Source organism: Psychrobacter sp. ANT_H56B, assembly GCF_008369245.1.
Classification (GTDB): Bacteria; Pseudomonadota; Gammaproteobacteria; order Pseudomonadales; family Moraxellaceae; genus Psychrobacter; species Psychrobacter cryohalolentis.
This window is the reverse complement of sequence record NZ_VOBF01000003.1, coordinates 104,931-130,551: the sequence shown is the minus strand read 5'-3', so window position 1 is coordinate 130,551 and position 25,621 is coordinate 104,931. Positions and strand designations below refer to the sequence as shown.

The following is a 25,621-nucleotide window of genomic DNA, read 5'->3' as shown; positions in this document are numbered from 1 at the left end:
ATGATCGGCTTTTACTGTTCATTTAACTATTTTAATTGATCAATCGTGACTTCAATAACAGGTGCTTGCATATCCAATTGGCGTTTTAGTTGGCGCAGTTGCTCGATTTCATCTAGCAGCTCAAGTATCAGACCAATTGCTGGCACGCTGGCTTCAAAGTCGCGACTTAGGCGGGACGCACGGCGCACAGTCGTCAGCTGATAGCCAGTAAACTGCTCGCGCTCTGGTACATCATATTCGATGATGTTCTCTTCAATCAGCTCGATCACCCACTGGCGCTCTTGACCACAGGCAGATATCAGCTCATCTAAGCTCATGATAATGTCATTAAATTCAGGCGAGTGTTTCATAGCGATTATCCTCGTTTTTCTTTATTTTATCGTTATCGTCTACATCTCTATTAGGGTATTAAACGGCTTTTATAAATCTATTTGTTTATCGCTCAATAGTTGTGTCAGCGAAGGCTTTTTTTAGTGCTTCATAAGCGTTGGTTTCCGCTTCACTATTTATATCCGGATTGACAATATTTAGGGTTAAGTACAAATCGCCTGCTTCTTTAGCAGGAATACCTTTGCCTTTTAGACGTAAATTGCTGCCTGACTTGCTGTTTTTAGGGATACTCACACCCAGCGTGCCCGCTGGCGTACTAACATTAATTTTTTCACCCAGTGCTGCCTCCCATGGGGCGATGTTTACAGTTTGATAAATATCTGCGCCTTCGATACGGATATTTGAAGCATGACTGATTTTAACCTTTAAAAATAAATCACCATTTTTACCATTACCACTGCCAGCCGCTCCTTGTCCAGCCAATCGAATTTGCTTGCCATCCGTAATGCCTTTAGGAATTTTAATTTTAAGGGTCTTATTATCGTAGCCCACACTGCCATTTGGCTGACGCACCGGAACATTTAACTTAATACTATAGTCATCACCGTTATAGACTGAAGCCAAATCAACCGTAATCTCGGCATGTTGATCTTGACCTTTGCTATCTTGGTTGCTAAAGCCGCCATACTGTGACTGACCACCCACCTGTCCATTAGCTTGTCCGCGTGCGCCGCGTCCAAATGCCGAAAAAATATCATCGAAGCGGAAGCCTCCATCGCCGTAAGCCTCACCTTCCCCAAACTGATCTTTGATATCTTCCCAACGGAAGCCGCCCTGACCAGCACCTGCTTGCCCGCCAAAACCGCCACCTTGACCAGCAAAAGGATTGTTTAGCATCGCATCATATTCAGCACGCTTGTCCTTATCTCTGATGGTTTCATAAGCATTATTAATCTCAGCAATCTTATTATCGGCATCTGGCGCATCGCTGACATCTGGATGATATTGACGGACGAGCTTACGATATCTTTTTTTAATATCGGCGTCTGAGGCGTCTTTGTTGACCCCTAAAATGTCATAGTAGTTTTTTTCTGCCATGTTATGTTCCTCAAAATAAGATCTATTAATAATAATGAAATGCCAATTGTAAACGCTAGTAATCGAAATTAGGTTGGCGATATAACAGATTGTGACCCTAGTCTACTTATAATGATAGCGCTAAAAAAACCAAATACCATTGTAGAAATATTACCAATATAGGGGATTCAACTTAAAAGCGATACAGTGCGCTCGCTATAAATTATTATCGTCTCTGCTAGGCAGGTAGTGGTATGCAAAGGATCTTTTTCTCTGAAACATACTATTTAATACGAAAAATTTTTACTTTTAACTGATTTTATAATGAGAGAATCGACCAATAAATTGTTTATATTGACAGCAATCTAAATATAGCAAAATAGGTATATATATCATAACTTACTGTTAAAACAGCGTTTTTGACCTAAAGAGTTTTTTTACAGAGCTGTAAGAATGTGAAAAGTTATTTCTTGTATGATGTTTTATATTATTTGTACTCATAGGGAGTATGCATAACATAGGCAAGAGTATCTGTCTATTTCTTCAATAGCAAAAAGGTTTTAAATGTCTTATTTAATCAAGTCTTTAGTCATCACTTTATCAATACTATTGAGCGCCACTGCTTTCGCCGGCAATACCAGCTACTACGGTAGCAAGTTCCACGGTAAGCGTACGGCAAGTGGTAGTATCTTCAATATGAACTCCCTGACAGCTGCACATAGAACGCTGCCGTTTGGTACGAAGGTACAAGTGACCAACAAAAAGACAAAGCAGAGTGTGATTGTGAAAATTACAGATAGAGGGCCTTTTATACGAGGTCGCATCCTTGATTTATCTAAAGCTGCTGCTGGTCAAATAAACTGTCAGCTTTGTACTACTACGATGGAAATCCTATCTTATGGTGATGGTCGATATCGTAGAGAGTAAGGCAATAAAGTAAAAAAAAGGGAAGGCGTAAGCCTTCCCTTTTTTAATAACTGAGTTTTATCGCTTGGTTTCGATTAAAAACCAATTGATAAAAACTTCACTATATTAGTCGATATTGGCTTCCATTTCTTCTAAGGTTGTCATTGCCAGTAGCAATTTTTCTTCATGTTGACTATGTTGTTGCTGTAGCACGGTTTGCTCATTCAGCAATACCATCAAATCAGCCTTACGACTTTCTTCATAAAGATCCGTATTCGCCAGCTTTTCTTCTAACACCAGCAGCTTTCCATCAATTGTTGCCAAGGTCTTTTCTGTATTTTCAATATCACGGCGAATAGGCGCGGTTAATTTGCGTTGTTCAGCGGCCAGCTTGCGCTGCGCATCTTTACCCACTTGCTTGCTTGCTTGGCTACCTACTGAATTGGCATCTGTTTCACGTGAAACAAACTTCTTACTCTCTTTTTTGCTTTTCTTCTTACTGGTATTTTTGTCTTGCGAATTTTCTTGTTTACGTTTTTCAGCAAGCCATTTACCATAATCACTGATGTCACCATCGAACTCATCGATTTGACCATCATGTACCAAAAATAGCTCATCACAGACATTGGCAATCAACTCGCGGTCATGCGAGACTAGTACCACTGCCCCTTCAAAACCTTGCAAAGCAATCGTCAACGCCTGACGCATTTGTAGGTCTAAATGGTTGGTTGGTTCATCGAGTACCAGCACGTTCGGACGTTGCCAAACAATCAAAGCCAATGTTAAGCGCGCACGCTCACCACCTGAAAATAACTCGCTTATGGTATCGATACGGTCGCCACGGAAATCAAAGCTACCCAAAAACGAGCGTAACATCGCATCAGACGTTTTGCCTGCCAAACGACGCAACATCTCTATCGGCGTTGCCTTCGGATCAAGGATGTCCATTTGATGCTGGTTAAAGTAGCCAAGCTTTAGCGTATCAGAAACGTTATAGCTGCCCTTTAATACGCCAAGCTCACCGACCAAGGCTTTAATCAAGGTCGATTTACCAGCGCCATTCATTCCAAGCAGCCCGATACGAGTATCAGGAGTGACTTGCACATTGGCATTATAAAGCAGCGGCGTGTCGCTATAGCCAATATCTGCATCGGTCAGCTCAATCAATGGCGAGCTCATATTAGCTGGCTCATAAAAACGGAACGAAAACGGGTTGTCTGCCATCATTGGTGACAGCTCAGCCATACGCTCAAGCTGCTTGATACGGCTCTGCGCTTGCTTTGCTTTACTGGCTTTAGCACGGAAACGACGAATAAAGTCATCCAAATGTGCTTTGGTCGCTTCTTGCTTCTCAAACGCTTGCTGCTGCTGCGCCATACGCTCATGACGGGTTCGAATAAACTGCTGATAGTTACCAGTATAAAGAGTGATTTTTTGCTGCTCAACGTGCAAGATATGACCGACAGTATTATCCAAGAACGTTTGATCATGCGAGATGACGATGACCAAACCAGTAAAGGCATTAATCCACGTCTCAAGCCACAAGATAGCATCCAAATCCAAATGGTTGGTTGGTTCATCGAGTAGCATCAAGTCAGCGCGGCTCATCAAGGTCTTAGCAAGGTTTAAGCGCATACGCCAACCACCCGAAAAACCTTCTACCGGTAGCTCATGCTGGTTAGTATTAAAACCAAGACCCGCCATAATTTGCGCGGCTTTGGTTGGCGTACGATAGCCATCAATCTCATCAAACTGCTGATGCAGCACACCAATCTGCTCATCACTGACGCTGCTGAGATCATTCAAAGTAGCATTAATCTCGTACCACTGCTCATCACCGCTTAGCACATAATCAATCGCCGTCTGTGTGGTCGCGCCAACTTCCTGCGCCATGTGCGCTACGTGCCAGCTATCAGGGATACTCACTTCACCCCTATCAAGGGTCACTTCGGTATCGCCGGTACCCATTCGTGTCAATAACAAGGCAAATAAGGTCGATTTTCCGGTCCCGTTATTGCCCGTTAAGCCAACTTTGTGGCCCGGATGTAGCTGGAAGCTTGCCCCTGCAAACAACTCACGACCATCACGGCGAACACCAACGTCTTTAAATTCGATCATATAATTTCTTCATCTCAGCGGTAATATAAAACATAAGGCAATAGGAAAAACACTTATCTGGCGTGTTTACTGGCGGCTATTATTTCAAACGCCTAACCGATAGGCAAACAATTAAATAAGTATTTTAAATTCAAACCTTTATACTGCTACTAATTCCCTTGTATTAACAAACAACAAAGGGCATATATAAGTACGTTATAATAGCAAACGCTACTGTTACCCTTGACAAATTAATCATTAGCCCAACTATGTTATACTAGCAAAACACTATTGACATCAGGCAGTTAAGTGCTGATATTCTCAATTAAAGCCTAGTTACTATGCTGTCTATATCGCAGTGGTTGTCCAAAAATAGCGATACCTTGCATAAAGAATAGTGCAGTTGCCGGTAGGTCATGAATAGCAGCTATGAAAAGCTACTGGCAAGTCATCTTAGCCTGTATCAATAGACGACCTCGCATACGTGAAAATAATAACATCTGATTTTAGCAATTGAGGTAGATATGAACCAACCAGCCAACCAATTTAATCCAAGCTCAAGCCAACCTGTCGATCCAACTGTATTGAACCTGACTGACAGTGCGGCGCAAAAAGTACGTCGCCTGCGTGAAGAAGAAGGCGATAACAACTTGATGCTACGCGTCTATGTGACGGGCGGCGGCTGTTCAGGCTTTTCTTATGGCTTTAACTTCGCCAATGAGCTCAATGAAGATGATGCCAACTTCGATAATAACGATGTGACCTTGGTCGTTGACTCATTAAGCTATCAATACCTACAAGGCTCTACCGTTGATTATACCGAAGGCTTGGAAGGCGCACGCTTTATCGTGACCAATCCTAATGCCACGACCACTTGTGGCTGCGGCTCGTCATTCTCGATCTAAATACTCGCTTCGGTATATTTTAATATCCAATGACTATATAAAGAATTGTTTTGCTATGGCACTTATCCGATTGGTAGGTGCTTTTTATTTCAGATATTTTTCCTGTAAAAATTTGGGTGCATTGGCTATTGATAAAAATAGAGTTGCCCTCCATAAAAGCTTTCAAGAAAATAAGCACAAACGATCAATTAAAGTCACAACTTTCTTAGGGCTTTACTGCTATTTTATGGCTAGATTTTCTGCCAAACAATGTGGAATTCACCTTCAGTAAAACTGACCGTATTTGTAATCGTGCGTGGTTTTTAGCCTGTCTTTGGGCTAAACTGAAGTCACTATTCTCTATTTTCCGATTAGCCATTGATGGTTTTTTAATCAATAATAACCAATAACAACAGATGATCCTTATGAGTAATTTTGCGAGTAGCTTTGTCGATTTTGATATTCCAAACTGGTTTGCCAGCGAGCATTTAGCAGGCATGTTACGTGGTATCGAAAAAGAAGGATTGCGCGTGACGCCTGATGGTTATTTGGCCCAAACGCCGCATCCTGCCAAACTCGGCTCCAAGCTGACTCATCCTTTTATTACGACGGATTACTCTGAAAGCTTACTTGAGCTGATTACCGACCCCAAGTCATCACCAAAAGAGACGCTAAATATGCTGCGTCAGCTGCATCTATTGGTCTATAAAGGTATGCCTGAAGATGAGCTGATGTGGCCGCTGTCTATGCCTTGTATGCTGTCATCAAATGATGAAGATATTCCGCTCGCGGACTATGGTAGCTCTAACACGGGTAAATTGAAAACTTTGTACCGTAGTGGACTTGGTGTTCGTTATGGTCGCCGGATGCAGACCATTGCAGGTTTACATTATAATTTATCATTTGGTGACGATTTATTCACTGCATGGCAAACACAAACGCCTACTGCACAATCTCTGACATTAACAGAATTTAAAAACGATAAATATCTGGGTCTGATTCGTAATTTTAAGCGCCTGACCAGTTTGGTACTGTATTTATTGGGCGCAAGTCCGAGTGTTTGCCCTTGTTTTGTTTCAGGGATTGAGCACGACCTTGAGATGTTCAATAATTCAACCTATTATAAACCAACTGCTACCAGCCTGCGTATGGGTAAACTTGGTTACACCAATAGCGTGCAAGAGCACCTTGATATCCGCTACAACAATTTGCCCGAATATGTCAAAGGTCTGCGCCGTGCAATTCAAACCCCGCACGAAAGCTTTGAGAAACTCGGCTTAGATGACGAGAATGGCAATCCTATTCAAATCAACAATCATATTCTACAAATAGAAAATGAATACTACAGCCCTATTCGTCCTAAACAAATAGCCATGAGTGGCGAAAGCCCAACTGAAGCACTTGAGCGTCGTGGTATCGCTTATGTTGAGTTTCGTGCGATTGATTTGGACCCTTATAGCGATATCGGTATCCGCTTATCTAGTGCCTGCTTTTTAGAAGTGATGGCGCTTTATTGCTTGCTTAGTGATTCCCCTGAATTAATGCCTGAGGAAGAAGATGCGCTCGCTATCAATCTTGAGCGCGTCGTTAATGAAGGTCGCCGTGACAATTTACAAATCCTTAATAATGGTGCCGAGCAATCATTAGAGAGCTGGATGCTGATGCATCTAAATCGTATGCAGTCGTTAGCGGCACTACTAGATGCACACTATGGCGGCAATGATTATCGTGCAGCAGTTGCCTTGATGCAAGGCAAAGCTGGTCACTCTGAGTCAACTATTTCAGCGCAAGTGAACTCTGATAGCAAGCGCTTGGGCAGTTTATGGCAGTTGGGCTTTACCTTAGCGCAGCAGCATCGCGACTCGTTATTGCAGCAGACCCTCAGTCCAAATACCCAAGCAAAATATGAAGTGCTCGCCGAAAAATCCATCTTACAACAAGCGGAGATAGAAGCAGCTGAAACAGAAGATTTTATGGATTTCTTGCAGCAATATCGTTAATCTTTCATATCTTTCTGTCCTTTATTAACAAGCACTTTATAAGAGTATCTGCCCCATGCTACAGCTAACCACTTACCGTAATCTGCAAGTGTTTTTAGTCATAATGACCGCGATAGGCATGAGCTTTGCACTATTTTTCTTACAGCGTTATATGGGGTTTTCACCTTGCCCACTTTGTATTTTTCAGCGGATTGGTCTGATGATCATGGGCGGGTTTGCTTTAATCGCCGCTTTGTTTCATCCAAAATCGATGGTTATCAGACTACTACTTTGGCTTGGTAGTTTAGCGGGTATCGGCTGGGCGGCGATAGTCGCAGGACGTCATGTCTGGCTACAGCATTTACCAGCAGATCAAGTCCCGTCATGTGGTCCGGGTTTGGATTATTGGCTTGATACCTTGCCTATGCAGCAGGTATTAAAAGAAGTATTTGCGGGCTCTGGTGAATGCGCCTCTATTGACTGGACGTTTCTGGGCTTAAGCATCCCTGAACAATCCTTGATTTTATTTAGTATTCTGATACTGACCCATTTGCTTATCTTATGGCGTATCGTACGTCCTGCTACTCCTAAGCCTCTCGCTCGATAAATAACGCACGGCGCGCTATTCATAGTTTCTCCATTTTTATCACATAATTTAACGAAATCAAGCTCGCAACGCGGGCTTATTGTCGTTACTCTAGTCGTTTTCGTTCTATGTGGTTTTTACGCTGATTTTAGAGTCAAAATGACATCAGTTGTAATTAGCAATATTGTTTAAAAATCTGCTCTGTGGTAATACTATGATAAATTTTTCGCCTGTATTTTCTGCTTCCTCGCTTAACAACCGCTGTCTACGCCTATTATTAGCCGTACCGGTCTGTATCGCCCTGGTGAGTTGTGACAGTGCCTCTTCTTCTACAAATAAAAATACCCAAGGTGCGCCGATTAACAGCGACCAAAGTAACGTTTTGAATAATGATGAACCTGCCTTAGAAGACAATAGTGCTAAAGCATCAGCTAATGAAGACAGTGATCAAGAAGGACAGGCACTTATTGCAACAGCAAACTCGAATGATAACTCAGCACGTTCACCGATGATTTCAGCAGCAAATAGCGACAGTATGCTTCAAGCGACCTTGATGGGCGATTATGGTGGCGTTGTCCCTTGCCCATCTTGTGGCAGTATCGACCTCACGCTAAACTTATTCGCTGACGGTTCAGTATTGAAAACCAGTGTTTTTAATCAGGCTAAAACGCCGCAACCGCCTTTGATAGAATCCGGTGTCTATCGTCAAGATAATGATGTAATTACTATCGTTTATGAGAAAAAAAATATCGAAACCTATCAAATTCAAGACAATCACTTGATCATGATGGATGAGTATAAAAATCCTGATGAAAACTATGCTTTAGCACGTCAATAAATGCGTGAATGGCAACGCCATACAGCATCTTTGAGATAACACTAAATCCGACTACTTTATAATTTTGATAACGCCTATTTACTAGGCGTTTTTTATTGGTCAAAGAACCATGATTACTTTACAATGAGCGCTTGCCTGCTGTACTACGGTCGTTGGCTCAACATAAAAGAGTACTGGCTTAAATAGTAATTTGCTAAAATAAATATTAGCTCAGCCAAAATATAGCAATCTCTTTTATTGGCTTACGTTAGATTTTCATTCCTCTTATTCAAGCTCGTACGGAACGTCTATGCATATTCATATTCTTGGTATTTGTGGTACTTTTATGGGCTCACTGGCATTGCTAGCGCGCGAGCTTGGGCATACGGTCACGGGCTCAGATGCCAACGTTTATCCACCGATGTCCACCCAACTTGAAAACGCGGGCGTGACCATTGAGCAAGGCTATCTGGTGGCGCATTTGCAACCAGCACCAGATTTGGTCGTGGTTGGTAATGCCATGAAGCGCGGTATGGATGTCATCGAATATATGCTGGACACAGGTCTACGCTATACCTCTGGACCCCAGTTTTTATCTGAGCAAGTATTGCAATCTCGCCATGTCATTGCAGTGGCAGGTACTCACGGTAAGACCACGACGACGACCATGCTCGCGTGGATACTGCATTATGCCGGTATCGACACGGGGTTTTTAATCGGTGGTGTGCCACTTGTTGATACTGCTGATGCACACTTGCAGCAAGTCTTTGCTCACAGCAGTTATTTGGGTGCTGACAAAATTGATAATGACGATTCAGCAAATACTGGCTATTTCGTTATCGAAGCAGATGAATACGATTCTGCATTTTTTGATAAGCGTTCAAAGTTCGTACATTATCGTCCGCGTACGGCTATTTTAAATAACCTTGAATTTGATCATGCGGATATTTTTGCGGATCTTGATGCTATTCAGACCCAATTTCATCATATGGTGCGCATGATTCCAAGCACTGGCAAAATCATTATGCCCACAGCGACTGCCAGCTTAGAGGCAACGTTAGCGAAAGGTGTTTGGACACCCGTTTGGCGGACAGCAGTATTGGACTCAGCGGCACATAATACCTATGCAACAGATAATACCGACGCAAAAGATAAGCATGTGAAAGATAGTAGCGATTGGCAAGCTGAACTTATCAGCGCAGATGGTGGTCAATTTGCTGTTAGTTTTGCGGCTGATATTGCTGATAAAGAAGCCACGGGAGTCGTCGATTGGTCGATGAGTGGCATTCACAATGTGAATAACTCCTTGGTTGCTGTCGCAGCGGCTTATAACATCGGCGTCAGTGTTAAAACTGCCTGTGCCGCTTTATCAGCATTTGCGGGTATTAAACGCCGAATGGAGCTGATTGGCGATGTCAATGATATCTTAGTCTTTGATGATTTTGCTCATCATCCAACGGCAATTACCACTACTTTGGATGGTGCTAAGAAAAAGCTAGCTGATAGACGGCTTTGGGCAATTATTGAGCCACGTAGCAATACCATGAAAATGGGTATCCATCAAGACAGCTTGGCGCAGTCCGCTGCTCTCGCCGATCATACCTTATGGTATGAGCCTATCGGACTGGAGTGGGGTCTAAAAAAAGTCATTAATAATGCCACTATCGCAAATCCAGATATTGGCAGCCAACAGGTACTCTCTAGTGTAGAAGATATCATTACTCATATTTGCACATATGCCAAGGCTGGTGATGCGATTGTGATTATGTCTAATGGCGGCTTTGAAGGTATTCATCAGCGTTTAGTAACTGCTTTAGCTAATAGTTAGTCTGGCTCTATAACCCTGTAGAGTAATAGGCGTAGTTCATTAATAATGAGCTACGCCTTTTCATTTCTTTTTATACTTATAAAAAACTATTTTTACTTTGATAGAGACATATAGTCATTTCATTATCGACTTTACTACCTTTGTAACACCCCATTTACCTATTTCCCCTGCTAAATAGCAAATATCGCTTTTTCCTCACAGAGCCCATACACAGGTAACATTTTTTGCTTATTTCTCGATCTCGATAATGTTTACAATGGATTCAACAAAATAAGTAAACCATTATAAATGATAGACACTTTAGGAGAATTGATATGAGCTTTATTTGGATGATTATTGTTGGTCTGGTTGCAGGTTTATTGGCACGTGCGATTAAGCCAGGTAGCGATCCTATGGGTTGGATTATGACGATTGTATTGGGTATCGTTGGTGCGATGCTTGGTGGTTTCGTTGCTGGCCTAATTGGTATTAATGCTGATGGCGGTTTCACTGGTCTAATCTTCTCAGTAATTGGTGCGATTATCTTACTGTTCATCTATGAGATGATTATGAGTAAACGTCGCGTATAATTGGACACAGCTAAATAGCTGCTATATTTCAATAACGAATACATAAAATAAAGGTCTTGTGCAATCAAGGCCTTTTTTATTGTTTCAAATTCCTCTATCAATACATTATTACTATATTTTTCTTATATTTATCAGTCAGGATATCTCTCTTTAGCTATTGATAAGCATTACTTTTGTCCCCATTTATCTTATAATATCAAACCTATTTTTTATCTTTATCATTGAGGTGAGCCTTATGGCGTTACTCCCTATTTTAAGCTATCCCGACCCGCGTCTGCGTACGATTGCAACGCCTGTCAAGGAAGTCACTGCTGAAATCAAAACCTTAATCACCGATATGATTGAGACCATGTACGAGGCGCAAGGTATCGGTCTGGCTGCAAGCCAAGTGGATCAACATATTCAGCTTATCGTGATGGATTTATCAGAAGATAAAGACAGCCCAAGAGTGTTTATCAATCCAACAGTGACGCCATTGGTTGAAGAAAAGCAGCCGTATGAAGAAGGTTGTCTGTCCGTGCCAGACGTCTATGACAAAGTTGAGCGCCCAAATAAAGTGCGTATCGAAGCCCTAGATGAGAATGGCAATAAGATTGATGAAGAAGTAGAAGGCTTACTTGCCGTTTGCATCCAACACGAAATGGATCATCTGAATGGGGTGATTTTCGTCGATTATTTGTCGCGTTTGAAACAGACACGTGCGCGTGATAAGGTGCGCAAAGTCCTTAAAATACGTGAAAAACAGGGCGAGCAAGTAGCGGAAAAAGAGCCACAGCCAGCAAACTCTTAATCTATTTCTCTGATAATCTGATTTCACATACGTTTATCGTCAAGTGGTTTTGTTATGGCTTATGCTACGTTTTAAACGCTGTCTGTTTTAGATACTGCACATAGCGCAGCGATAAGGCGACGATTGAACGCTTAGATTTTAGCGTAAAGAATTTGGGTTTTATTATTAGTTCTGGTTAGCATCACTCCTTGTTAGCTTCATTCCTTGTTCTCATTAAATACTGTTTTTATTAAAGGTCTTACTATGATTAAAATCGACCAATATTTTGACCCTGCCGGCTGGCAGAAATTTACTAAAGCGGCTGAAGGTCGTGAAACGCCATTTTTGGTGGTTGATCTTAATCGCATTAAAATAAAATATCATGAAATGGTTGGTTTTTTTCCTCATGCTAAAATCCATTATGCGATGAAAGCAAGCCCTGCTGTTGAAGTCATCAATCTGCTTGCTGAGCTTGGTTCAAACTTTGACTGTGCATCGATTTATGAGCTTGATCGCGTGCTTGACTGCGGCGTTGAGCCCTCACGTATCTCTTATGGTAATACCATCAAAAAGCCTGAACATGTCAAATACGCCTTTGAAAAAGGGGTTGATTTGTATGCGACCGACTCAGAAGCAGATTTAAAAAACATCGCAAAACATGCACCTGGCTCAAAAATATTTGTACGTATCTTGGTACAAGGGTCAGATACCGCTGAATGGCCATTGTCACGCAAATTTGGTTGTCACCCCAATATGGCGATTGAACTGTTGATTCAAGCGCAAGAATTGGGCTTGGTACCTTATGGCATCTCATTCCATGTGGGCAGTCAGCAAAAAGACGTTGCCGCTTGGGATGATGCTTTAGCCAAAGTTAAATATATGTTTGATTGGATGAAGAACGAAGAAGGCATAAAGCTTCAAATGATTAATTTGGGTGGCGGCTTTCCGGCAAACTATCTGAGCGAAGTCAATCCTATCAAAGTCTATGCTGAAGAGATTCAAAGCTACTTAAGCGATGACTATAGTGCTGAAGATATGCCAGAGATTATTTTAGAGCCCGGTCGTTCATTGGTTGGCGGTTCAGGCGTACTGGTTAGTGACGTGGTATTGATTTCTCGTAAATCGCATACTGATCTGACACGTTGGGTCTATACCGATGTGGGTTTATTTCAAGGTTTAATTGAAACCTTAGGTGAAGCTATCAAGTATCCCGTTTATACACCTAAAATGGAAACCTCAACCAGCGCGGGTACGGTGGTATTAGCAGGTCCTACTTGTGACTCAACTGATATTATGTATGAAGAGGCAGGTTATCAGCTACCAGAAGAGCTGGAGATTGGTGACAAGATATTTTGGTTAACTACGGGTGCTTATACCAACTCGTACTCATCTATTGAGTTCAATGGTTTTCCACCGTTAGAAGTAGTCTATGTTGACTAATTTGTGATAAATAATCGTTACTATAAAAAGCGCGGCATTGTGAATAACAGTGCCGCGCTTTTTTATGTTTATTTCGCTATAGTATTTATCATTAGCTACTGTAATAGTAGCGATATTGGCACATCATTGCTACGGCTATTGTTTTGGTTGCCACCATAACCTGCGGTCTGATTTTGGCTGTTTTGAGAGATTTGCCCGATAGTCACCCATTGTCCACGTGGCACAATAATGGTGCTATTCAATCTTTGCCCTTGCACACTACTATTGTAACCATAGCGATTGTAAGAAGGATTGGCACGCACGAGCTTTTCTTCAATTTGGGTCAATTGTACTTCGACTTGTCCATTAGCAAGCAGCCTTGGCGTGACCGCAATACCTTGGCTCGTTGGCAATAAGAGCTGCTGGATAATAATCCTTCCTACTGGACGGTTGTAAGATGGATAGGTTGGATAACTATTGGCAGTATAGTTTTGATCTAGTGCGTAGAGTGTACCAGTGCTGATGCTTGCCGCGCTACCTGACAAGGTTTGTACTTGATATAAATTATTTGTTTGTTGTTGGCTATTACTCTGGTTGATAATCCCTACGCCTTGGATACCGCTATTACTAATAGTGACCTGCCCTTGCTGAATATTACCCTGAGCACTGCTATTATTGCCGACACGCACAGCGACCGTCAATGCCTGTGGCTGACGGTCAATCTGTGCCAATAGCTTTTGTACTACCTGATAGTTGCTGGCAGTGGTACGAAGCACTAGCTTATCTTGATAAATCGACACCGTACCGCCGTCGCGACTAGCATTTAACTGCTGACGAACGGAAGGTAGCAATGCATCACCGCCATACGTATGAATGACATAGGTTTGATAAGCAGCTGCTTGTACGACTATTGGCACTACAGTTAAACTTAGGATAAATGCTATCTGGCGTCCATAACTTATGGTTTTGGCAGTTTTTATAATCGCCAGCTTTCGACCAAAACTCGCTATTAGATTTTCACTAAACTTATTCATAATTGACCTCTAGCAATAGTTAAACGCTATCAAAAGCCATACTCAGCAGCTACCAAACCATGAGAAAAAAACCTTAATAATTCAAATTTTGCTCGTTAAAGTCTAGTCATTTAAACCTAAGACATCCTGCATATTATATTGTCCAGCTGATTGTTGAACAATCCACGTAGCGGCACGCACAGCGCCAGCAGCAAACGTCATTCTTGCGCGCGCGCGATGGGTAATTTCAACCACTTCGCCATCTGCAATAAACATCACCGTATGATCGCCGATGATTTCACCGCCACGTATCGCATGAATACCAATCGACCCTGCTTCTCGCTCGCCAGTTTGTCCTTCACGACCATAGACAGCGACGTCTTTTAGGTTCTGTCCACGTGCTTCTGCCACAGCTTCTGCCATCATGTAAGCAGTACCTGATGGCGCATCAATTTTATGCTTATGATGCGCTTCAATCACCTCTACATCAGCATCAGTGCCAAAAGCTTTAGCAGCCATACCTAATAGCTTTAATGAAAGATTAACGCCTGTTGAATAGTTACCCGCATAAACGATAGCAACTTGCTCACTCGCTTTTGCCAATACTTGCTCTTGCTGCTCATTAAATCCTGTCGTGCCGATAACCATGGCGACGTTGTGTTCAGCACAGACTTGCATGTTTTGTTCAGTAGCAGCAGGCAAGCTAAAGTCAATCAATACATCAATCTTATTAATCACTGACTGTAAATCATCAACTATTTGCACATCCAATCGACCGACCGCAGCAACTTCACCCGCATCGGCGCCAACCAAACTTGAACCTTGACGCTCAATCGCTGCAGTTAATATCGTTTGTGGATTGTCTTGTATCGCTTCGATAAGCATACGTCCCATCCGACCCCCTGCACCGATGACACCGACATTAATCATTTTTTTATTCTCTGGCTGACTCATATAATTATCCTAAGTACTTTATTTTTAATACGCTGGTTTTTAAATTTATTAGGCTAAGTTTAGCAAATATCAGCTTATGAATGGTTTTTTATAGCACCAATAAAAAGCTCGATAGTTTCACGTGAAACTATCGAGCTTTTATCAGTTATTCATTCAAATACCAAATACTGTTAGTCGAACAAATCGCCAATCTTTTTAAAGAAAGATTTTTTATGTGGTGACTGCTGATGCTTACTATCACCATCCAGTGTATCTTGGAATTGACGTAGCAAATCTTTTTGCTCACGAGTCAGATTCACTGGTGTTTCGATGACCACACGGCAGATCAAATCACCTTTCATGGTCGTCCGTACTGGTGTCACACCTCTACCACGGACACGTAATAATTTACCGCTTTGTGTGCCTTCTGCAACCTTGATTTTGACTTTGCCATCTAAGGTTGGGATTTCAACTTCTTTACCGAGTGCTGCATCAGTGATACTAACTGGCACATCCATATACAAATCGGCACCTTGACGGGTAAAGACGTTGTGCTGTTTGACACGTACTTCGACGTATAAGTCGCCGTTTTGTACGCCAGCGCTGCCCGCTTCGCCTTCGCCTGCTAAACGGACGCGATCACCATCATCAACGCCTGCTGGAATAGAAACTTCTAGCGTGCGTGACTTGTCTTTGACGCCATTACCATGACAGTCAGAACAAGGGTTTTTAATTTGTTTACCAGTACCGCCACAATGTGGGCAGGCCTGTTGAACGGCAAAAAAGCCTTGTTGCATACGAACTTGACCTTGACCATGACAGGTTTGGCAAGTCACGATATCAGAGGCATTTTTTGCGCCTTTACCGTCACAGGTATCGCAAGGCGCAGGAGCGGTAAAGCTGATTTCTTTTTTGCAGCCGCGCACCGCTTCTTCTAAAGTCAGCTCAATCACATAACGTAAGTCTGAGCCGCGACGCGAACGCCCACCGCCGCCGCCACGTGACTGACCAAAGATATCACCAAAGTTGCCAAAGATATCACCAAAGATATCTTGGAAGTTCCCACCACCGCCACCGCCGAAACCACCACCGCCCATACCGTTTTCAAAAGCAGCATGACCCATACGGTCATAGGCTGAGCGTTTTTCTTCGCTACTTAATACTTCATAAGCCATCGATGCTTCTTTAAATTTTTCTTCAGCATCTGGGTCTTCAGAGTTACGGTCTGGATGGTATTTCATGGCAAGCTTGCGGTAGGCTCGCTTGATCTCTTTGTTATCAGCGGTCTTACTGACACCTAGTATTTCATAAAAATCGCGCTTACTCATGGGCTCTCCTATCGTCTTCACAGTCCACCGCTTGGTTGCTTTATCGTTTAATACTGCTCATCATCGCAAAAAATGTTTCACATGAAACATAGCGGAAGACAGAGAACAGTGATGATAAACGTATAAATCTTACCAGCGAATACAGTGGGGTGCTGCTTAGTCAAATCAATTATTAAAAGTTTGCGCTATTTATGGAGATGGCAGCACCATTTATCAAGTTGGCAGAAGTACAAAGTGTTAATTAGACTCTTTAGTTAATATTAAAAAGAATTCATTAAGGAATGAACAAAGGTTTTTATACCTACATAATGCTCAGCCATGCTAGTATTTATCGCCATATAGATAGCGGTAGTCGAGTCCGTTTAAAACATGAATGCTACTAAAGGTGATGCTCTTTTATTTTAAGCCAACTGTACTCGAACATTACTCTTTAAAGTCCTATTTATACTCATCGCCATTACGCTGGTATCAAGGTATCGATTTTATGAAAAAGCTGATTATTTTATTAATTGTCATTGCCGTTACTATCTATGCAGGCTCGCCTTATTACAGCGCTTATCAGCTTAAAAAGGCTTATGATGCCAAAGATGGTGCGACTATCGCGGCAGCTATCGACTATGAGCAAGTACGCCCAAGTATGCAAAACCAGCTCACTGAGCAATTTGCCGTGACCATGACAAAATACCCATTGGTCGCTGAGCTTGGCGGCGAACCACTAAAAGAGGCAGCTAATGGTTTTATTATGCAAGCAGTCGCTGGTGCCATCACACCGCAAAATATCGAAAAAGTCATCAATACCCAAGGTCAAGCCAACACTGCCACTAAAGAGCTGGCAGCAGCGTGGGCAATCGCTAGCAATCAAGTCGATTTAAAAAATCTCATTCAAAATCTGATTATTCATCGCGGTGATGTTAATGCTGTGGTCAAAAATCAGATGCAGCAAATCATGGAAAAGCAAGCTGATGAGCTTGAACAGCAGGCAGCCCAAGGGACTGACAGTGACAAACCCCAATTGAGCTACTGCGGCATCAACTGCTTTACCATTAGCGGTCAAGTAAAAGGCTATCCTTTGACGATAGAGATGCAGCGTGAGGGTTTAATTAACTGGAAAATCGTCGATATCGTCTTGCCGCAATAGACTTGCTACCATCAACTGTTATATGAATAAAAATCCGCCCTATGAGCTATATTCATAGGGCGGGTTTTTATTTCTTATTCAATATGATATCCATCATAACTATTATAGAAATATCACACTATAGAAATATCAACGACTTATTTTACTCCCAAGAATTCTAAAAACTCAGGACTCTCAAAACTCGCTTGAAACAATACGCCATCTTCACGATAAATAGCAGGAGTTGCCATAACAGCTAGACCTGCCGCTTTTTCACGATTGCCTGCCACATCATCATTTTTGCAAGATGCAGGCGCTGGTGTCATCTTGCCATGTAGCATCGCCTGATCAAGCGCTTTACGACGACTATCCTCATTACCTTGGCACCAGATACCGCGCATTTGCTCAGGCGACGCTTCATAAATCGGATAACCAATGGTTTTTATCGTCACGCCTTTGGCATTAAGCATCGGCATCTGCTTATGTAATCTGCGGCAATAAGGGCAATTGACATCCGTTGCTACGTAAATTACCGCTTTTTCAGCACTGGTGGCAGGATAGGTAATTAGCTGCTTAGTATCCAATGTAGTTAGGACAGATTGATTTTTAAGCTTTTCAAAGCGGTTATCAAGCCCAGTAAACTGACCATTTTCGATGACTGATATCTCACCATCGGTGATGTACTGGGCGTCATCTGATAACAAGAACGGTACGCCCTCTAAAGTCGCACCCCAAATCACACCCGGTACTGCAGTGTAAAAGAACGGTGTTTTGTTACTCATGTTCTTAAGCGCGCCCATATTTGCCAATATGTCAGATTTGATACTGGCACTGACAGGCTTACCTATTTGCGCGCTGTTGCTACGCGCTGGCGTTTTGGTTACTACTCGCTTGCTTGGATTCTTTTGCAGCTCGCCTTGAATGACATATTTACCATCTTCAGTGATATGCAGTGGCAATTGCTCAGCTAAATTGACTTGGTACATATTGGGTAATTTAGAGGGTGCAATCGAGGTTATCTGCGTTTTAATACCTGCTTGAGTCAGCAATTGGCGCAAACGGCTATCAACAGATTTACTGACTGTACCAATAGCTTTCATATTCTGACCAGCTTGGGCGCTGTTGTTAACCTTTTGGCTGACTGTTTTATTGGTCATATCGGCAGTGTTCGGCTGCGCGCAAGCAGTGGTTGCTAACAACATAACACCAATCAAACTTGCGGATTTTAATACAGGGAGTTTCACAGAGACCGTCCTATCTGGTTTTTAATAATGATCGTTATTCACTCATGCCTATTTAATAAAAGAGCAGTAAATAACATTATGTAAAAATATAGATTAAAAAAGTTAGGCTGACTGTAGCACAAGGAGGGGGTTTTCAAAGTATTAAAGACTTAATTTTGCAAAACTGCTACTGAGCTTTAAGAGATAGGCAACACAGGCAGCCACTAATGCTAATTTACAGAAATAGCTGAGTAGCAGAATGCAAAAAGCAGCATACTATTGAGTGGCTGCTGATTTTGAAGTAATTTTTCTAAAGCATGGTTGTATAACCTAATAGGCTATAACTCTAAAATTTTGCTACTTCTTCTGGTGTTAAGAAGCGACTGTCGCCTTTTTCTAACCCGTCTAAAGTAATATGACCGACACTAGCACGATGTAGCTCAACCACTCTATTACCGAAATAGCCCATCATACGTTTTACTTGATGGTATTTACCTTGCTCTAAGGTTAAACGCGCATGAGTTTCATCGATGAACTCGAGGGTCGCAGGCTTGGTTTCTTCGTGATCACCTTCTAAAAGGATGCCTTTAGCAACTTCTTTAATAGCATTGGCTTGAGCGTCACTATCCATAGCATCTGCTAACGTCAACTCGTAGACTTTGGCATGTTCATGCTTTGGGCTAGTTACGCGATGTAGCCAGCCGCCATCATCACTGATGAGCAATGCACCAGTCGTATCAACATCAAGACGCCCAGCAATACGTAAACTGCCAAGTTCTGGCACCGCAATAAGGTCAGTGACGATTGGGTATTCTTTAGCCTTTAGGGTACATTCAAAGCCCTCAGGCTTATGAAGTAAGATATAGCGATTGCCAGTGGCGACCGACAATGGCTCGCCTGCCCACTGTACATCGTCATTAACGATATCGACATGTACACCGGGATCTTTAATGACTTGCTCGTTTACTGTGACTTCACCAGCGTGCAGAATTTTTTTAGATTCTTTACGCGACAGCTCAGTGGCTTTACTCAGAAATTTATCTAGACGCATACGATTTGCCTACCATCCGTTTTGGGATACTCACTCTCAATCAAAGACCAACGATGCATACACGTGCACGTCTGTTGTTGGCTATCTTCAATGGTCAGAAGTGGTACTATAATGAAAAATGAAATTTACACTGCGCCAAATACGGACAACAGTGAAAGTTAGACAAGTTTACCATATCCAACCTAAGCCTGATGAAATATGAGCTATCAAACGCTAAAACGTGCCGTCACTGCACGCTTAGAAATCAAAAAATCTGCCTTTATTACCTATGCTTATCCAGTGACCTCGCGTGAGCAGGCAATGTTTCATGTGGAACAACTACGTGAGCAATATGCTGATGCCCGTCATCACTGTTGGGCGTATATTATTGGCGATCCCAATAACACCACCAGTGCAGGGTTTGACGATGATGGCGAGCCCAATGGCACCGCAGGACGACCGATATTAAACGTCTTGCAACATAAATCTATCGGCAATGTCATTATTATCGTTGTCCGTTATTTTGGTGGTATCAAGCTCGGTGCTGGCGGTTTGACCCGTGCTTATGCAGGCTCAGCGCAAGCAGCAGTGGATGAGATGATACTAAGTTCCTATGTTCCTATGATCACAGTACAAATACTGGCAAAATTCGCCACTGAAGCCCAGTGCCGCTATGTCATTGAGAGCTTAAATGGCAGCATCGAAAATGTCGCCTATAGTAAGCAGGTTACCTTGACTGTGACGCTCGCTGAGGCAAATATCGAGCATTTAAAAGAACGTCTTGCGATGGATGGACGCGTATTAGATAAGTTATAAGAATTAAATGAGTAATCATGCGTTCACTGAAAACCATTGGTTTTGACGACGACCTTGGATATGATAAAGCACTGATTTTCAAAGACGATTTTTTAACGAACATAAAATAAGACTGAAATATGCCAACCTCAAAGTCGACGAAACCATTCGCACCTGCCCCTTTTAAACCGCCGTTTTGGCTCACCAATCCGCACTTGCAAAGTATTTTACCAAAGTTTTTTGCGCCAAAAACACCAAATTACCGACGCGTGATTAAACAAGATTCACTTTGCGAAACAGATATCGCTTATGACTTTTATGACGCCCATCCTGTCCAAGATTCAGAAAATGGCAAACTTGAACAAACACCATTAATCGTGCTATTTCATGGAATGGAAGGCAGCAGTGACAGTCATTACGCGCGTGCGTTAGCGTATCAAATGCACGCGCAAGGCTGGCATTTTGTCGTCGCTCACTTTCGCAGTTGTGGTGGTATTCCCGCTAATGGCAAAGTGTTTTATAACGCTGGTGACACGGGCGAGGTGCATCATATGTTAGAGAACTTGCATGAGAATTACGCCCATATTTATGGGGTTGGCGTGTCACTTGGCGGTAATGCCTTGGCAAAGTATATGGGTGAATATGGTAATGAGGCGCTATGCGACGGCGCAGCGGTAATATCTGCGCCAGTTGATATGTCGTCGGCTGCTATTACGATGCATAGCTTTTTGAGTCATCGTATCTATACCCCTTATTTACTCAATCCGATTATCAAAAAAGCCTTGGCAAATGAAATTACTGCAGACGAGATTGCTTCTATCAAAGCGGTAAAACGCATTAGCGATTTTGATAATATCTTCACTGCGCCTAGGCATGGTTACCGCTCTAATAATGATTACTACCACTCATCCTCTGCCCTACCTCACTTAAGGAATGTCACACGCCCGCTGTTGCTTATTAGCGCCAAAGACGATCCTTTTATTGGCTTTACTGCCACGCCCAATGATGTCTCAGACAGTGTCACTATTTTGGATACGGCACATGGTGGTCATATCGGCTATTTGCGTTATCGTACAAGCAATAGCAATGTAAAAACTCCAAGTAAAAACTCCAAGTTTGACATTAACTGGATACCTGAAACCGTGAGTGCCTACTTTAATCATATTGGCGTGCCATCTAATAAAACTAGATAAATTATAAAATAAAAAACACCATTTTTATCTTTAAATATTTTGAGACTGCTTTATGTATCCATTTATCCGTTACGCCAGCACCATCGCCCATGCCGCGCTGCAAGTGAAAAAAGGCAATACTTTAACGTTCAAAGAAACCAGTGAGATTACTTTTCGCTGCCGTCTGACAGATATTGATAATTTCTTGGAAATGAATAATGGTCGCGTGCTGACCCTTTATGATATGGGGCGTACCGACTTTGCAGTACGGAGCGGGCTTGGCACGCAACTGCTTAAGCAGCGTTGGGGCTTGGTCGTCGCTGGTAGTACCATCCAATATCGCAAACGCATCCGTGCTTTTGAAAAAGTCACCATGAAGACCAAAATCGTCGGCTTCGATGAGCGCTGGATATATATTGAGCAATCGATGTGGGTAAAAGGCAAGCCTTGCTCGTCGGCACTACTACGTACAGGCGTCACCAAAGGCGGTAAGGTCATCGAGACGGCACAAGTACTGGCAGCCTTAGACCAATCGGATTGGCAGCTACCGCCGAGCGGCTATGTGGCAGAATGGATTGTCAGTGATGCCGACCGTCCATGGCCGCCACAATCTTAGGTTTTTGCTAGGCTTACCTCAAAATAAGGACTGGTTATTTAACCATTTGCATCGCAGCGCTTCGTCAAAATCCGCTTGTCATGAGCAATTTCTTCATAGACAGCTATTCACAATCAGTTAACCTTATAACTACTATTTGCTAACAATACATTATATAAATAAATATAATCAATGTTAGGATAGTAGTGAGTTTTATACTCAACTGAATACTATCTAATTAGAAACAGTCTAATAAAGGAAAATAATATGGTTAATAATACGGATTATGTCGGTACGCTGTTTGATAATAGTGAGTCGAACCCAAGCAAGATCACCTTAGCTTTTACTATGGCGGGTGTGGCACTTAAAAAAGGTCACTCTGCATCAGTCATATTGATGGTGGACGCGGTGCATTTGGCATTGCCAAACGCTTTAGATAATGTCGATATTGGTGATCCCTTTGAACCTGCTGGCGAATTACTAGAAGCCTTTATCGAAAAAGGCGGTCAAGTATTGGTTTGCGGCGCGTGTATGAAACATGGTGGCGTAGAAGAATCAGCCATTGATAAGCGCTTCACGGTCATTAGTGGCGATGATGTGGTTGAGCTGCTGATGAATGCAAAAGGTTCTTTGCAGTTGAATTAATAGTAACATTTAAAAAGCAAAGCTATAAGAATAGGTTGGCTTTCTTTAGCATCTTTTGATGGCTTTGAGGGCCAGCCTCTTTTTTGTATAGTAAGTCAGTTTACAAAATATTTAAAACGAACTATTAGGCAGCATAGAATAAACTTATAAATCCTAATAATTATCAGAACAACTCTAACAAAAGCTCCACATTTGAAGGGATATCAATATTTTGATTATACTACTTCTGAATTTCATAATTAGAAGATGTATAATTTAGAAGTATTAACACAGAATCACCTCGTTTGATACTATTACTTGCCAGTGGAAAAATAGATTTAATACTTTCCCTAAGCAGTCTTTCATTTTTCAAATAAGCTTCTTCCAATTGCTTTATGTTTTTAATACCTAAGTCTTTAATTCTATTTATTAATCGGTAGTGATCAAAGCTATCAACATCTGGCTCCGTGATAACCAAACCATACTCATGCAAAAATACATTATCTTCAAAATTAATCACATTATCATTTGTTGTCATGAATGAAGTTAATGAAGCTTTATTTATTTCAATTTGACTAGGATTATTTTTGATACTCTGACTCAAACCACTCTCATACTCGGCTATGGTTGATTTTAATTTTACAAATTCAATATCTGCTTGTTCTAGAAGGGCTGCAACTCTATAAAAAGTACGTTTAGCAGTAGAGGGGATCTCAAACTCACCTTTGTAGCCTAGACCATGCTCAATTTCTGCCCAAGAATGCTGTAAGATTGTCCTAATTTGGAATTCAAACTTACGCTCTCCACAGCTAGAATATTCTGGTAAGTTTATCCTATCTCTTTTTAAATTAGCCACATAGTGAAGGCTTCTATACCCAAATTTATCATTATCTATTTTCCGCTTGTCTACGGAGTTGTCCTGATCTATAACAAACTCTTCTTCAATCATAGCCGCAATTTGATCTACTTCATCATCAAAATAAGTAATAATACGTACACCAACTATATCTGTAATATCACTTAAAGATCCGTACTTATCATTTTTTCTTATAATTTTATTTTCCAAGCTATCTCTATCTTTAACTCTAGTCTGTACTTGATGGACTCTAATACTTTTTTGTTCGAGTAGAGAATTTATTAAATTTAGAAGAGTCCTATCTAAATTGTCCAATAAAATTTTTGAATTGTCATATTCTTTTAGTATTGCATTCATTTTATAGCTCATTGGATAGATTGTCACGAGAAGTCGATAATTGTATCTTACATTATAAATAATTAAAAAAATTAATTTATAATTACAGATTTTGATGCATGAGTTGACTACAACTTTATAGTCAAACCTCACCTCTTATATTCAGCAACTAAATAAACATTATCTAACACATACGCCATCCAGCTTTGCTAAAGTAAGTCATGTAAACCTCCTCATAAAATAACAAGGAAGCCTGTCATGACCTTACTGAATACCCTTGATTTGACATATCCTATTGTTCAAGCGCCAATGGCAGGAGCAACCACCCCTGAGCTGGCGGCGACGGTGAGTAAGTTTGGTGGACTGGGTTCATTGGGATCGGGCATGACGACGCCAGACGTTTTAAATAGTGAAATCAACACCATTAAATCGCTCACCGATCGTCCTTTTATGATCAATCTGATGGTGTTATCAGAGCATGAATCTAGTGCTTTAGATAGCGAAATCCCTGCTTGGCTAAGTAATTACTATCAAGAGAAAAATATCGAATTTACTCTACCGAAGCACCCAGCGCTAAGCTTTGCAGAGCAGCTACAAGTGCTCTATGACAATCCCGTTCCTGTCGCCAGTTTTACCTTTGGCATTATCAGCGCTGAGCAGGTGCAGCGTTTGCAGAGTCTAGGCACACGGGTCGTCGGTACTGCCAATCATCCATTGGAAGCAAAAGCATGGGCAGATATTGGCGCAGATGCGGTATGCGTGCAAGGGGTCGAAGCGGGTGGGCATCGCGGTGGTTGGTTGCCGCAAAGTGAAAACGATCCATTGGGATTATTGACGCTAATAAGTCAAACGCGTGCCTGCACCGATATTCCTTTAATCGCGGCTGGTGGCATTATGAACGGACAGGACATCAAAGCGGTTCAAACGGCTGGTGCCGAGCTGGCGCAAATCGGAACAGCATTTTTGACCACAGATAAATGCGCTATCAATGACACTTATAAGCAAGCGCTGCTCGATGCCAGTCAAGGTAAGCGCAGCTCTGAGACGCGTTTAACCAGATTATTCTCAGGGAAACAGGCTCGTGGTTTATTAAATGATTATTTGCATGATTTTGTTCAATTTGAGAGCGCGCATGAGCTACCGCCTTACCCGCAATTAAATGCGATGACCAAATTTTTGCGTGCCCATGCAACCAAAAACCGCGATGCCGAACATCAGTCTTTATGGGCAGGACAAGGCGTCGCTTTGGTCAGACAAGAGCACACGGTTGAACTGCTAGAGCGACTACTGGTAAGAGAGAGTTAGTTTGATCGACGTAGGCTGATTTTTAACTCAGCC

At 42.0% G+C, this 25,621-nt stretch carries 24 protein-coding genes; 15 read left to right on the top strand and 9 right to left on the bottom strand.

Annotated features, from left to right (window positions below; translation table 11 throughout):
• Window positions 1-26: 26 nt before the first annotated feature.
• Window positions 27-350, bottom strand: coding sequence for a chaperone modulator CbpM (locus tag FQ082_RS05360; protein WP_011512423.1), 324 nt, complete (start codon window positions 348-350; stop codon window positions 27-29).
• Window positions 351-435: 85 nt separating this feature from the next.
• Window positions 436-1,428: a DnaJ C-terminal domain-containing protein gene (locus tag FQ082_RS05355; RefSeq protein ID WP_149492329.1), complete on the bottom strand. Its 993-nt coding sequence runs from the start codon at window positions 1,426-1,428 to the stop codon at window positions 436-438.
• A gap of 543 nt (window positions 1,429-1,971) precedes the next feature.
• Here FQ082_RS05355 and FQ082_RS05350 point away from each other — a divergent pair.
• The gene (locus FQ082_RS05350) at window positions 1,972-2,334 is read left to right on the top strand and encodes a septal ring lytic transglycosylase RlpA family protein (protein WP_011512421.1); all 363 of its coding nucleotides are present in this window, start codon (window positions 1,972-1,974) and stop codon (window positions 2,332-2,334) included.
• A gap of 105 nt (window positions 2,335-2,439) precedes the next feature.
• Here FQ082_RS05350 and FQ082_RS05345 read toward each other — a convergent pair whose 3' ends face one another.
• Complete coding sequence (locus FQ082_RS05345) at window positions 2,440-4,431, bottom strand: ATP-binding cassette domain-containing protein (RefSeq protein ID WP_149492328.1); 1,992 nt, start codon at window positions 4,429-4,431, stop codon at window positions 2,440-2,442.
• Window positions 4,432-4,934: 503 nt separating this feature from the next.
• On the opposite strand from FQ082_RS05345, the gene erpA reads away from it, so the two are divergent.
• From erpA to FQ082_RS05305, 8 genes are all read left to right on the top strand, one after another.
• Window positions 4,935-5,315: an iron-sulfur cluster insertion protein ErpA gene (gene erpA, locus FQ082_RS05340; protein ID WP_020442442.1), complete on the top strand. Its 381-nt coding sequence runs from the start codon at window positions 4,935-4,937 to the stop codon at window positions 5,313-5,315.
• 395 nt (window positions 5,316-5,710) lie between these two features.
• On the top strand, window positions 5,711-7,294 hold the full coding sequence (gene gshA / locus FQ082_RS05335) for a glutamate--cysteine ligase (RefSeq protein ID WP_410477378.1): 1,584 nt from the start codon (window positions 5,711-5,713) through the stop codon (window positions 7,292-7,294).
• A 55-nt stretch (window positions 7,295-7,349) separates the two neighbouring features.
• Entirely contained in the window at window positions 7,350-7,880 is a 531-nt protein-coding gene (locus tag FQ082_RS05330; protein WP_011512418.1) for a disulfide bond formation protein B, read from the top strand.
• A gap of 193 nt (window positions 7,881-8,073) precedes the next feature.
• Window positions 8,074-8,697 (top strand): copper resistance protein NlpE N-terminal domain-containing protein, encoded by a 624-nt coding sequence (locus tag FQ082_RS05325; RefSeq protein ID WP_149492326.1) that lies wholly within the window; start codon window positions 8,074-8,076, stop codon window positions 8,695-8,697.
• Between the two features lie 289 nt (window positions 8,698-8,986).
• Window positions 8,987-10,504 (top strand): UDP-N-acetylmuramate:L-alanyl-gamma-D-glutamyl-meso-diaminopimelate ligase, encoded by a 1,518-nt coding sequence (mpl, locus tag FQ082_RS05320; RefSeq protein ID WP_149492325.1) that lies wholly within the window; start codon window positions 8,987-8,989, stop codon window positions 10,502-10,504.
• 314 nt (window positions 10,505-10,818) lie between these two features.
• Window positions 10,819-11,073 (top strand): GlsB/YeaQ/YmgE family stress response membrane protein, encoded by a 255-nt coding sequence (locus FQ082_RS05315; RefSeq protein ID WP_011512415.1) that lies wholly within the window; start codon window positions 10,819-10,821, stop codon window positions 11,071-11,073.
• Window positions 11,074-11,308: 235 nt separating this feature from the next.
• Entirely contained in the window at window positions 11,309-11,863 is a 555-nt protein-coding gene (gene def, locus FQ082_RS05310) for a peptide deformylase (RefSeq protein WP_149492324.1), read from the top strand.
• A 243-nt stretch (window positions 11,864-12,106) separates the two neighbouring features.
• Window positions 12,107-13,282, top strand: coding sequence for a type III PLP-dependent enzyme (locus FQ082_RS05305; RefSeq protein WP_011512413.1), 1,176 nt, complete (start codon window positions 12,107-12,109; stop codon window positions 13,280-13,282).
• 95 nt (window positions 13,283-13,377) lie between these two features.
• Here the strand turns inward: FQ082_RS05305 and FQ082_RS05300 are convergent, their stop codons facing one another.
• From FQ082_RS05300 to dnaJ, 3 genes are all read right to left on the bottom strand, one after another.
• On the bottom strand, window positions 13,378-14,295 hold the full coding sequence (locus tag FQ082_RS05300) for a hypothetical protein (protein WP_149492323.1): 918 nt from the start codon (window positions 14,293-14,295) through the stop codon (window positions 13,378-13,380).
• 102 nt (window positions 14,296-14,397) lie between these two features.
• Window positions 14,398-15,228, bottom strand: coding sequence for a 4-hydroxy-tetrahydrodipicolinate reductase (gene dapB / locus FQ082_RS05295; RefSeq protein ID WP_149492322.1), 831 nt, complete (start codon window positions 15,226-15,228; stop codon window positions 14,398-14,400).
• Window positions 15,229-15,398: 170 nt separating this feature from the next.
• Window positions 15,399-16,535 carry a molecular chaperone DnaJ gene (gene dnaJ / locus FQ082_RS05290; RefSeq protein WP_149492321.1) on the bottom strand — a complete coding sequence of 379 codons (1,137 nt, stop codon included), beginning with the start codon at window positions 16,533-16,535 and terminating at the stop codon, window positions 15,399-15,401.
• Between the two features lie 484 nt (window positions 16,536-17,019).
• Between dnaJ and FQ082_RS05285 the strand changes: the two genes are divergently transcribed.
• Window positions 17,020-17,673 carry a DUF2939 domain-containing protein gene (locus FQ082_RS05285; RefSeq protein ID WP_041772353.1) on the top strand — a complete coding sequence of 218 codons (654 nt, stop codon included), beginning with the start codon at window positions 17,020-17,022 and terminating at the stop codon, window positions 17,671-17,673.
• A gap of 137 nt (window positions 17,674-17,810) precedes the next feature.
• Here FQ082_RS05285 and FQ082_RS05280 read toward each other — a convergent pair whose 3' ends face one another.
• A complete protein-coding gene (locus FQ082_RS05280) occupies window positions 17,811-18,896 on the bottom strand; it encodes a disulfide isomerase DsbC N-terminal domain-containing protein (protein ID WP_149492319.1) in 1,086 nt (361 codons plus the stop codon).
• A 325-nt stretch (window positions 18,897-19,221) separates the two neighbouring features.
• Window positions 19,222-19,926, bottom strand: a complete 705-nt coding sequence (locus FQ082_RS05275; protein ID WP_020442431.1) for a pseudouridine synthase — start codon at window positions 19,924-19,926, stop codon at window positions 19,222-19,224.
• Window positions 19,927-20,124: 198 nt separating this feature from the next.
• Here FQ082_RS05275 and FQ082_RS05270 point away from each other — a divergent pair, with 198 nt between their 5' ends.
• The 4 genes from FQ082_RS05270 to FQ082_RS05255 all read left to right on the top strand — a co-directional run bounded on the left by FQ082_RS05270 (window position 20,125) and on the right by FQ082_RS05255 (window position 23,112).
• Window positions 20,125-20,721 carry a YigZ family protein gene (locus FQ082_RS05270; protein WP_149492318.1) on the top strand — a complete coding sequence of 199 codons (597 nt, stop codon included), beginning with the start codon at window positions 20,125-20,127 and terminating at the stop codon, window positions 20,719-20,721.
• Window positions 20,722-20,840: 119 nt separating this feature from the next.
• Complete coding sequence (locus FQ082_RS05265) at window positions 20,841-21,893, top strand: YheT family hydrolase (protein ID WP_149492317.1); 1,053 nt, start codon at window positions 20,841-20,843, stop codon at window positions 21,891-21,893.
• Window positions 21,894-21,945: 52 nt separating this feature from the next.
• Complete coding sequence (locus tag FQ082_RS05260; RefSeq protein WP_149492316.1) at window positions 21,946-22,488, top strand: acyl-CoA thioesterase; 543 nt, start codon at window positions 21,946-21,948, stop codon at window positions 22,486-22,488.
• A 246-nt stretch (window positions 22,489-22,734) separates the two neighbouring features.
• The gene (locus FQ082_RS05255; protein ID WP_011512403.1) at window positions 22,735-23,112 is read left to right on the top strand and encodes a DsrE family protein; all 378 of its coding nucleotides are present in this window, start codon (window positions 22,735-22,737) and stop codon (window positions 23,110-23,112) included.
• 220 nt (window positions 23,113-23,332) lie between these two features.
• Here the strand turns inward: FQ082_RS05255 and FQ082_RS05250 are convergent, their stop codons facing one another.
• Window positions 23,333-24,304: a GTP pyrophosphokinase family protein gene (locus FQ082_RS05250; protein WP_020442426.1), complete on the bottom strand. Its 972-nt coding sequence runs from the start codon at window positions 24,302-24,304 to the stop codon at window positions 23,333-23,335.
• Between the two features lie 237 nt (window positions 24,305-24,541).
• On the opposite strand from FQ082_RS05250, the gene FQ082_RS05245 reads away from it, so the two are divergent.
• Complete coding sequence (locus tag FQ082_RS05245) at window positions 24,542-25,588, top strand: NAD(P)H-dependent flavin oxidoreductase (protein ID WP_149492315.1); 1,047 nt, start codon at window positions 24,542-24,544, stop codon at window positions 25,586-25,588.
• Window positions 25,589-25,621: the final 33 nt, after the last annotated feature.